General features: G+C 45.9%; 10 protein-coding genes. All 10 read left to right on the top strand.

The genetic code is table 11. The features are described from left to right. The first annotated feature begins 121 nt into the window (after positions 1-121). The 10 genes from PMI05_RS19540 to PMI05_RS19495 all read left to right on the top strand — a co-directional run bounded on the left by PMI05_RS19540 (position 122) and on the right by PMI05_RS19495 (position 9,314). Positions 122-544: a MarR family winged helix-turn-helix transcriptional regulator gene (locus tag PMI05_RS19540; RefSeq protein WP_007725441.1), complete on the top strand. Its 423-nt coding sequence runs from the start codon at positions 122-124 to the stop codon at positions 542-544. 171 nt (positions 545-715) lie between these two features. After that, entirely contained in the window at positions 716-1,096 is a 381-nt protein-coding gene (locus PMI05_RS19535; protein ID WP_007725440.1) for a nuclear transport factor 2 family protein, read from the top strand. A gap of 46 nt (positions 1,097-1,142) precedes the next feature. Next, the gene (locus tag PMI05_RS19530) at positions 1,143-1,760 is read left to right on the top strand and encodes a nitroreductase family protein (RefSeq protein ID WP_157230918.1); all 618 of its coding nucleotides are present in this window, start codon (positions 1,143-1,145) and stop codon (positions 1,758-1,760) included. Positions 1,761-2,052: 292 nt separating this feature from the next. After that, complete coding sequence (locus PMI05_RS19525) at positions 2,053-2,523, top strand: DinB family protein (RefSeq protein ID WP_007725438.1); 471 nt, start codon at positions 2,053-2,055, stop codon at positions 2,521-2,523. A 210-nt stretch (positions 2,524-2,733) separates the two neighbouring features. Then, complete coding sequence (locus PMI05_RS19520) at positions 2,734-3,282, top strand: GNAT family N-acetyltransferase (protein ID WP_007725437.1); 549 nt, start codon at positions 2,734-2,736, stop codon at positions 3,280-3,282. 307 nt (positions 3,283-3,589) lie between these two features. Continuing rightward, positions 3,590-4,477: a MurR/RpiR family transcriptional regulator gene (locus tag PMI05_RS19515; RefSeq protein ID WP_007725436.1), complete on the top strand. Its 888-nt coding sequence runs from the start codon at positions 3,590-3,592 to the stop codon at positions 4,475-4,477. 39 nt (positions 4,478-4,516) lie between these two features. Continuing rightward, a complete protein-coding gene (locus tag PMI05_RS19510) occupies positions 4,517-5,818 on the top strand; it encodes a CapA family protein (protein WP_007725434.1) in 1,302 nt (433 codons plus the stop codon). A gap of 46 nt (positions 5,819-5,864) precedes the next feature. After that, complete coding sequence (locus tag PMI05_RS19505; RefSeq protein WP_007725432.1) at positions 5,865-7,124, top strand: MFS transporter; 1,260 nt, start codon at positions 5,865-5,867, stop codon at positions 7,122-7,124. Positions 7,125-7,187: 63 nt separating this feature from the next. Then, positions 7,188-8,696, top strand: coding sequence for a fatty acid--CoA ligase family protein (locus tag PMI05_RS19500; protein ID WP_007725430.1), 1,509 nt, complete (start codon positions 7,188-7,190; stop codon positions 8,694-8,696). Positions 8,697-8,861: 165 nt separating this feature from the next. After that, on the top strand, positions 8,862-9,314 hold the full coding sequence (locus PMI05_RS19495) for a VOC family protein (protein WP_007725429.1): 453 nt from the start codon (positions 8,862-8,864) through the stop codon (positions 9,312-9,314). Positions 9,315-9,450: the final 136 nt, after the last annotated feature.

Genomic DNA, 9,450 nt, shown 5'->3' with positions numbered 1-9,450 from the left:
GCCAGCTTACAGCCTAGGTGTTTTTCTTAATGTCCACTAAACGGGGTCTTGACCAAATGGGATCGAGGGGTTTTTGTCTCACTCGCTTGACATTAATTAGATATCGAACTATACTGATCTCATGATAAAAGGAAATGCAGCTTCACTCATTAGCCATATTAGAGATGTAGTCAATAAGCTCATTATTTCTGAGCTTGAGAAGCATGGTGTAGAAGGAATTGTACCTTCGCACGGTGACATTCTCCTTTGTTTGTATAAACATGACAATGTGACCATGAAGGAATTGGCAGAGTACATTCATCGAACGAAACCAACGGTAACTGTCCTCATCAACAAACTGGTTGCGTGTGGTTATGTAATTCGCGAGAAGGACGTCAACGACAACAGAATCACTTATATTAAGCTCACACAAAGAGGAATGGAACTACAACCGATTTTTCAAGAGGTATCCAATCGTATCCGGGAAATGATGTACGGTGGATTATCCGAGACAGAAGGTGAGTTGCTTGAAAACCTTCTGGAGAAGGTGTTACAACGTTTTTAGAACTTCTCTATTGAAATAGAGAAGTTCTCCTTACACCTATAGTTAGATATCTAACAAAAACAATTGCTTAAAGTTAGATATCGAATCATTTTGAAAGGGGTGATGCAAGCGAACTCATTAACTAGTTTCAACCAGGTACGAACAGACAACAAATACGAGGAGGATCATCGAATGTCAATCGAAACGGTAATCAAAACTTACGAATCTGCACTAAATGCCAATGATATAGATACCATACTTGCTCTTTACAGTACTGAACCTGTATTCATGCCACAAAACGCCCCGGCACTGATCGGACGCGAAGCAGTGCGCGCTGGGTATGAGCATGTATTTAACACCATCAAGCTCAACGTCCGCTTCGAAATTTATGAAATCGAAGTGACAGGAGACTGGGCTTGGGCTCGCACGAGTTCTGCTGGACGCACACACATTCTCTCAGCAGATGTCGAGGTTGAGGAAGGAAATAACGAGTTGTTCGTATTCCGTCGTGAAAACGATGAGTGGAAGATCCATCGCTACTTGTTTTCGACTAATCGTCCACTTCAAGCATAAACATGAAAATGTTAGGCAGATCATCACTAAACCATTAGGAGGAAGCATGATGAATTTTCAACAATTATTGCAAGCTCGTCGTTCTGTGAATCAATTCGATTCAAACGCTACCATTAGCCGTGATGATTTGGAAAGTATGATTGAGAGCGCAACACTCGCGCCGTCTTCTTATAACCTGCAACATTGGCGTTTTCTCGTTGTCGATGACAAAGAGCAGAAGCTGAAGCTTAAAAAAGCGGCGTATCATCAACAAAAAGTAGAAGACGCTTCAGCTGCCATTGTGATATTAGGGAATCTTCAAGCGCATAAAGATGCTGAGCGAATTGCTGATGATTTGACCGAAAAAGGTTATCTCCCAGCGCAATATAAAGAGAATGTGATCAATCAAATCGAAGGGCTTTATAGCAACGAATCTATGCAAAGGGATGAAGCGATTCGTGGCAGCTCTTTAGCTGCTATGGCACTCATGCTTGCAGCAAAAGAGAAAGGGTATGGATCTTGCCCGATGATTGGATTTGACCCGCAGCTCGTCCGACAAGAATTCAACATTCCCGAGCACTTGATACCTGTTATGATGATTACAATTGGTACGGATTTGGACCCCGAGATGCCGCGTAAAATCCGTTTCGCCGTTGAAGAAGTCACTACCTATAACGGTTTTTAATAATACGAAAGATGCCACTGGTGAGCTTGCTTGCAGCAGGTCACCAGTGGCATCTTTGTTTTATTCGTATTCCAGCCTGTGATTAGTTGCTCATAAAGGGTGCGGACGCATTTCCGCTTGTTGTTTCTTGCATGTTTGTTCCTCCTGCTTGTCCTATTGGAAAATAGCGTATCATATATGATCTTTTACATGGTTATTATTGATCAAAAACCAGAAGGTACTTGTTTTCTATTAAAGAATAATAGTATCAATGGCTACCAGCCACACGAATTATGATGAAGGAGAGGATCGGATGGAAAAGTTGATCGAAGAGTACAGCCAAGACTATGAGTTGCTGCGAGAAGCCGTTGAAGGATTGTCTGAGGAAGAGCTGCGTTTCCAACCTGCACCGGACAAATGGAGCATCCACCAGATTGTTATTCATGTAACAGATTCCGAGATCTTAGCGACACATCGGCTGAGAAAAGTTTTGGCGGAGGAAGAACCGCTTCTGCTATCTTTTAATCAGGAAGCCTGGTCGGATAACCTGGAATACGAACGGTTGGACCGCGAGCAGCATATGCGCCTGTTCCAAATGCTACGGGTCAGCATGCTGCCACTTTTGGAAAATCTGACTCCCGAGCAATTTGCGCGGGTTGGGAAATATCCCGATGGAGTGAGGTACACGTTCAAAGAGCTGCTGGAATTGCGCGTCCAGCATGTCCGTGACCACCTCGCCCAGATTGAGCGGGTAAAGCAGGCATTTTCGGAGGATAGGGTGTAAGCCTATATGTTAGTTGTGATGAAACTAACGGGCTTAACTATTAAAAGCTGTAGCACCTGCTAAGCAATGATTGTACAATTATCTAGAGAATCTTACATGCTAAATAATAAGAGGAGGTTCTGAAAATGACGGAGCAATATGTATTCCGTTAAGTCCGTGGTCCCCCTTTATATCCCTATTCTCACCTTATAAAAATAGAGGAGGACGAATATGGATATTTTCATTAGAGAACTGAGGACAGAGGACGATGAGTGTGGTTCAAACATTGATGGGAGCTTTATCGTAGACTCTACCCTTCTCTTGCAACTAATGGGACAGCGAATCGGATATACGGTGAAGGAGAGCCCTCTTAGGAATAAAAACTACGATGATGAACAGCTTGAAGAAGATACTGTTGAGGATTATTCGAACTATATCGGCAATCCCGATCAAATCATTTATGTAGCGCTCGTAAATAATCAAGTTGTGGGTCAAATTGTTTTGAAAAGAAATTGGAACAAATTTGCCTATGTGGAAGATATCAAAGTTGATAAGCAATACAGAGGATACGGTCTCGGAAAAAAACTAATCGAACAGGCTAAACGCTGGACGAAGGATGGCGGTATGACGGGAATCATGCTAGAGACACAAAGTAATAATGTCCGCGCATGTAAATTCTACGAAAGTTGCGGTTTTGTCATCGGAGGTTTCGATTCCTACGTCTACAGAGGTCTAGATAATGATGAGATAGCAATTTATTGGTATCTCATGCTTGATTAATAAGTGATTGATCCTCAGCTATGTCTTAAGAAGCCGAAATAATGGCAGCTTCTTTAAGGCATTCCTAAACTTGAGGAACGATTGTTCAATGAAACAGCGGGGAATGCGGCTGGATTCCAAATGAATGTCTTAGTACAGAACAATAAAGAGAAGGGGCCTTCCAACTGTGGAGGGCTCTTTTTACAGACTGCCATACACCAAAATGAAGCAGAAACTACATTTTTGGAGAAGTATTGAAGTGAATCATTGCAAGAGATATACTATTCTCAAAATTAAAACAAATCCGAATGATAAAGGAGCTTCAGGCATGGCACAACTCGTAAAAGAACGGATTCGGAAGCAGTATGGAAAGCTGACAGCAAGTCAAAAAATCATCTGTAAGATCGCGATCGAAAAGCCAAGCTTACTTGCGATCCATACCGCCAAAAAAATCGCGGAGTTTACGAATACCAGTGAAGCGACCGTCATTCGCTTTTGTTACGCATTGGGTTACTCCGGATACACAGAGCTGCAGGAAGAAATCAAAAAGTCTCTTTTGATAGGAGACCAAAGGAAGGGGCCGATCCAGAAATATCGAGACACCGAAGTTACGCTCGATCTGAGCAATTATGCACATCAAGTGATGGAGAGTGATATTGCGTATCTCCAACAAGGCTTACAGCAAATTGACTACACGTTGCTCCAAGATGTGGTCAAAAGCATCGTGCAGGCAAACCGAATCGTAGTGGTAGGATTTCGTTGGTGCCATATTCCTGCAAAATGGTTGTTTTCGGCGTTGAATGCCATCAAAGGAAACACACATCTATATACGGGAGCAGTTGATAACGCCGATTATTTTCTCACCGAACGAGATCAAGAATGGCTGGTCATTGCGATATCATTTCCTCGTCATCCTAGCGAGACAGTTGCAATGGTCCATTCAGCAAAAGAGCTGGGAGCGAAGATTTTGGCGATTACGGAAGGCGAGTTCTCCCCCATCAGCCAAGTCGCGGATCATCTTCTGAAAATCACCACACCCCAACCCGTTGCCACTAGCGGTATGCCCACATTATTCTCCATGCTAAATGTCTTGATCAAAGGCGTCATGCTCCACGACGCGGAAAATGTCCAGAAACGCTTACAGCACTATGATGAAATCAGCTCGAAGCTATACTCGTTTGTCGGAGAGGATGAGGAAGACTTCTCGATCTTTTGAAAGTAGAAAAATGAGAAAAGGGAAAGGGGAATCATGCCAATGACCAAGCCGATTTGGTTCACAGCGACTGGCGACAGCTTCATTACACGCAATCTGCCATACAGGGATCAAGCTTTTCAAGAGGTAGCAAGCTTGCTCCACCGTGCGGACGTACGCATTGCGAATCTGGAGACGACCGTACACGATAATGAGGGCTATCCCAGCGCGCAAAGCGGAGGCACGTGGGCGATGTCACCACCTTCCGTTTTGCAAGTCATGAAAGATTATGGCTTTAACATGATTGGCTGGGCGAATAACCATACGCTCGATTATTTGTATGGGGGACTAGAAGCAACCGAACGATATCTCAATGAGTATGGCTTCGTCCATGCTGGTGCAGGCAAAAATCTCGCAGAAGCAAGCGCTCCGCGTTATCTCGAATGCGAAGGGGCCAGAGTAGCCTTGATCGCTGCGACGTCGACTTTTCATCCATGGTGGGCGGCCGGAGATCAGCGTTCGGATAGTATCGGCAGACCAGGGATCAATCCGATGCGCTATGTCATGACACACCACATTACAGAAGAAAAGCTCGCTGATTTGCAAGCCATTGCGGAGTCGACAGACATTAACGCCTTCAACAGGCTTCTAATCGAGGAAGGCTTCATGAACGATCCGGGCAAGGAGATCTTTCTCTTCGGAAATGCACGTTTCATGGTAAGCCACGAAGAGGGGACGACTACCCAACCGCATCCGCGCGATCTGAACAGAATCGTCAAGACGATTGAGGAGGCAAACAGGCGGGCTGATTATGTCATCGTGAGTATTCACGCGCATGAGATGAAGGGGGATGAGAAAGAGGTTGCGGCTGATTTCTTGCCTGTTTTTGCAAAAGCTTGCATCGATGCGGGCGCACACGCAGTGGTGGGACACGGCCCCCACTTATTGCGAGGCATTGAAATCTACAACAATCGGCCGATCTTTTACAGCTTGGGAGATTTTATTTTTCAGACAGAAGCTGTAACGAGTCAGCCCACTGATTTCTACGAGCACTACGGCCTCGACCATACCCATAATGTGGCAGATGCCTTGGAAGCGATGAGTGCCAACTACACATGCGGACTCTGTGTGCACAAAGAAGTGTGGGAGTCGGTTATTCCCTTGTGGAAAATGCAAGATGGTGAGTTGCTCGAATTGGAGCTGCATCCGATTGAATTAGGCTTTGATCTGCCTGTACATCGTATGGGGTGGCCGAAATTAAGCGGGGATACCTCGATACTGGAGGGGCTCAAGACTTTGAGTGAACCATATGGCACAGTGATTGAGATCATGGATGGAATTGGGCGCGTGAGACTTACAAAATAGCGGGGAGTAGTGGCAGTCTATTTCCTACACAAATGGAGTGATTCACATGATGGCCAGAATCACAATGGTTATGTTGTTTGTGCTCTACATGATCAATTATGCGGATAAAACGATTGCGGGATATTCTGCCGTGCCGATTATGGGTGAATTTTCGTTGAACGAGAAGGAATGGGGGCTTGTTGGAAGCAGTTTCTTTTGGCTTTTCTCCATTGCCGGGATTGTAGGCGCGGCATTGTCGGACCGCATCGGGACGAAAAAAATGCTAGCGATCATGGCGCTGTCCTGGACAGTCATCCAATTTGGCGCTTATGCGATCGCGGGTTTGCCGATGCTTGTCGTTGCACGGGTATTGCTTGGGATTGGCGAAGGGCCATTTTGGGCAACGGTTGTCAGCCATTTGAACAAATGGTTTCCCGAAGAAAAGCGTGGACTGGTTTATTCAACGGTGAACTTCGGTGCATTCGTCGGTGCGGTTGCTTCCGCACCGATGATTGTCTCGCTAATTGATAGCTATGGATGGCGATTTTCCTGGGCGTTTATGGGCGCACTTAGTCTGATATGGCTCTTGGTCTGGTTGTGGATTGGTAAAGAAAAACCACTTGTCAGCGTCGCTCCTACAAAAGTCGAAGCCTCTACCTTGCCAAAAGCGAAATGGTCGGATATATCCGGTGTCTTGCTCTCATCCACGTTTCTTTTCTGCTTTTTAATCTATTTCGCCCAAATATGGGGGACGACTTTCGCATCCGTATGGGAACCTGTCTATCTCGTCAAGGTCTTCCAGTTTACGAATCAGGAAATGGCCTATGCGATTGCTGGCACAGGACTTTTGGCTGGACTGATGACCATTCTGATTTCTTCGATTGGCGATCGTTTCTTTAAAAAGCATCGCAGCTATCGCAAATCATACGTTCTGATTGGCGGTGTTTCGATTATTTTAGGGGGACTGTGTTTTTACGGTGTTACTCTTGTTCAATCTACGGTACTTGTTTTGATCTTCCTGTGCCTAGGAAAAGGGTTTGCATTTTCTGTTGGTACAGCTGCCTCTGTCATTGTCAGCAGCTTGTTACCGGAACGCACGGGACTTTTGGTAGGCGTGTTGTCCAGCCTGGTTACATTGGCAGGGATCATCTCGCCACTGGTAACGGGCTCTATCGTTCAATCAGCTGGGGATATTGGTACTGGTTTTGGCAACGCCATGATCGTCAACGGGTTGCTCTTTATCGTTTGCGGCGTGCTTTTCTTGCTCTTTGTGAAGCGCAATGAACAAGTCAGTCAATCAGTCCCGCCAATCTCCCATGTTTCCTAAAAGTAATACTTTATAGGCTTGGTTCTAGATGTTAAAATTTTCTGAAAAGGGGGTAGGTGTGCGATGTATCATTTGAATGAAAGCCTCATGCAGAGCGCGAAACAGTTTGCGGATCGTCCAGCCTTTGTCTTTATGGGAGAAACGACGACGTATGCACAATTCAATCAGCAGGTCGAACATCTCGCAGCTGGACTTGCCCAGCACGGGATTGGAAAAGGGGATGCAGTCGCCCTGCTCATGGATAATCGGCCGCATTTTGTTAGCGCTTACTATGCGATACTCCGCGTAGGAGCAGTCGTTGTTCCCATGAACCCTATCTATACGGCGCGCGAAATTAGCTTCATTCTATCGAACAGTAAAGCAAAGGCAGCCATTGCCTTATCAGCGTTGCAGCCGGTACTAACCCCGATGAAGGACCAAATAGAAGATTTGCAGCTTCTCATCTACACGGAATCCATTGAAAATGAAATAACGATCGATCAGCTTGTACAGGAAGGGCAAGAGTCAGAGGCAGGCTACGCGGAGCCGGAACGAAACGAAGATGACCTCGCTGTTATTCTGTACACATCAGGTACGACTGGCCAGCCAAAAGGAGCGATGCTCTCCCACCGCAATATGGCATCGAATGCGGATGCGATGGGGATATTGTTCGAGTTGGTGCCAGAAGATCGCATGGTCGCAGTACTCCCAATGTTTCACGTCTTCTGCATGACGGTGTGCATGAATGGCCCGATTCGCACGGGAGCGGCCATTATTATTGAGCCAAAATTTCATCCGGTAGACGTCCTCCAAACGATTCGGGAGCAAAAAGCCACATGTTTCGCAGGTGTTCCGACCATGTACAACTATCTGCTACAGCTACCGACTGCGACAAAAGAAGATTTCTCCTCCATCCGGATATACTGCTCGGGAGGTGCATCCATGCCTGTTGAGCTCCTTCACAAGTTCGAAGCGAAATACGATGCCAAGGTACTGGAGGGCTACGGTTTGTCAGAGGCAGCTCCAGCTACAACATTTAATCCATTGCATGGTACCAGAAAGCCAGGATCGGTTGGGGTCGATATCCCGCTTGTGAAAAACAAGGTCGTCGATCCCGAAGGAAACGAAGTCGCACGTGGAGAAGTGGGCGAGCTGGTGGTACATGGGCCCAATGTCATGACAGGGTACCTCGGTTTGCCAGATGATACGGCCGCGGCACTCCGAGATGGTTGGCTGTATACGGGAGACATGGCTCGCATGGATGAAGAAGGATATGTGTACATCGTTGACCGCAAAAAAGACATGATTCTCGTTGACGGCTATAATGTGTACCCGCGTGAGGTAGAAGAAGTTCTTTACCAGCATCCTGCGATTATCGAGGCGGCTGTGATTGGGATTCCTGACGAGGTGCATGGCGAAGCAGTCAAGGCATTTGTGGCATTGAAGGAAGTTGCGGTTTCTCAAGAGGATATCATGGCATTTTGTCGTGACAAGCTGGCGAAATACAAGGTTCCTCGTCAGGTAGAATTCGTAGCAGAGCTTCCCAAAAACAGTACGGGGAAAATCTTGCGTCGCTCGTTGCGCACCACTTAAAAGATCGCATGATTAAATGAAAAGAGCCAGCTCACAATGATCCTTTTGTTGTTAGCTGGTTTTTTTTGTTATCATGAACTGTGACAAGATGTTAATCGTTTGGAAGGAATTAGTGATTTTTGATAGAATCAGGTGATAAATTTGTACACATAAGGAGATAAAACTATGGCAAAAAACAAATTACTAAGAATGGACAATGTTGGCATCGTTGTAGAATCCCTTGATGACGCAATCTCTTTCTTCGAGGAGATTGGCTTGAAACTCGAAGGTCGAGCTACTGTCGAAGGTGAATGGGCTGGTCGCGTAACCGGGCTGGGTTCACAGTGTGTAGAGATTGCTATGATGGTTACCCCAGATGGCCACAGCCGACTTGAACTTTCGCGATTTCTCACCCCACCTACTATATCAGATCACCGAACTGCTCCTGTAAATGCCCTCGGTTATCTACGCGTCATGTTCACCGTTGAAGACATTGACGAAATGGTATCCAGACTCACTAAGTATGGTGCTCAGCTCGTTGGCGAAGTGGTTCAGTACGAGGACTCGTATCGGCTCTGCTACATTCGTGGACATGAAGGACTTCTAATCGGTTTGGCGGAACAACTCGGTAATAAATAAGTGACGGTTAATAGAAGACTTAATTGAACTTTAACGGAAATCAATGCAAAACCAAATTAAAGGGACTCAACTAACGGGTTTCGATAGCTTAATAAATAACGAAAACGCGGCTGCCGGTATAGATCGGCAGCCGATC

Origin of the sequence: Brevibacillus sp. BC25 (assembly GCF_000282075.1) — a bacterium.
GTDB lineage: Bacteria > Bacillota > Bacilli > Brevibacillales > Brevibacillaceae > Brevibacillus.
The sequence above is the reverse complement of the archived record's forward strand: the minus strand, read 5'-3'. Positions and strand labels throughout refer to the sequence as shown.

Excerpts from the sequence above, each read along its gene's own strand:
- PMI05_RS19540 (WP_007725441.1), top strand. The coding sequence starts at position 122 with ATGATAAAAGGAAATGCAGCTTCACTCATTAGCCATATTAGAGATGTA.
- PMI05_RS19535 (WP_007725440.1), top strand. The coding sequence starts at position 716 with ATGTCAATCGAAACGGTAATCAAAACTTACGAATCTGCACTAAATGCC.
- PMI05_RS19530 (WP_157230918.1), top strand. The coding sequence starts at position 1,143 with ATGATGAATTTTCAACAATTATTGCAAGCTCGTCGTTCTGTGAATCAA.
- PMI05_RS19525 (WP_007725438.1), top strand. The coding sequence starts at position 2,053 with ATGGAAAAGTTGATCGAAGAGTACAGCCAAGACTATGAGTTGCTGCGA.
- PMI05_RS19520 (WP_007725437.1), top strand. The coding sequence starts at position 2,734 with ATGGATATTTTCATTAGAGAACTGAGGACAGAGGACGATGAGTGTGGT.
- PMI05_RS19515 (WP_007725436.1), top strand. The coding sequence starts at position 3,590 with ATGGCACAACTCGTAAAAGAACGGATTCGGAAGCAGTATGGAAAGCTG.
- PMI05_RS19510 (WP_007725434.1), top strand. The coding sequence starts at position 4,517 with ATGACCAAGCCGATTTGGTTCACAGCGACTGGCGACAGCTTCATTACA.
- PMI05_RS19505 (WP_007725432.1), top strand. The coding sequence starts at position 5,865 with ATGATGGCCAGAATCACAATGGTTATGTTGTTTGTGCTCTACATGATC.
- PMI05_RS19500 (WP_007725430.1), top strand. The coding sequence starts at position 7,188 with ATGTATCATTTGAATGAAAGCCTCATGCAGAGCGCGAAACAGTTTGCG.
- PMI05_RS19495 (WP_007725429.1), top strand. The coding sequence starts at position 8,862 with ATGGCAAAAAACAAATTACTAAGAATGGACAATGTTGGCATCGTTGTA.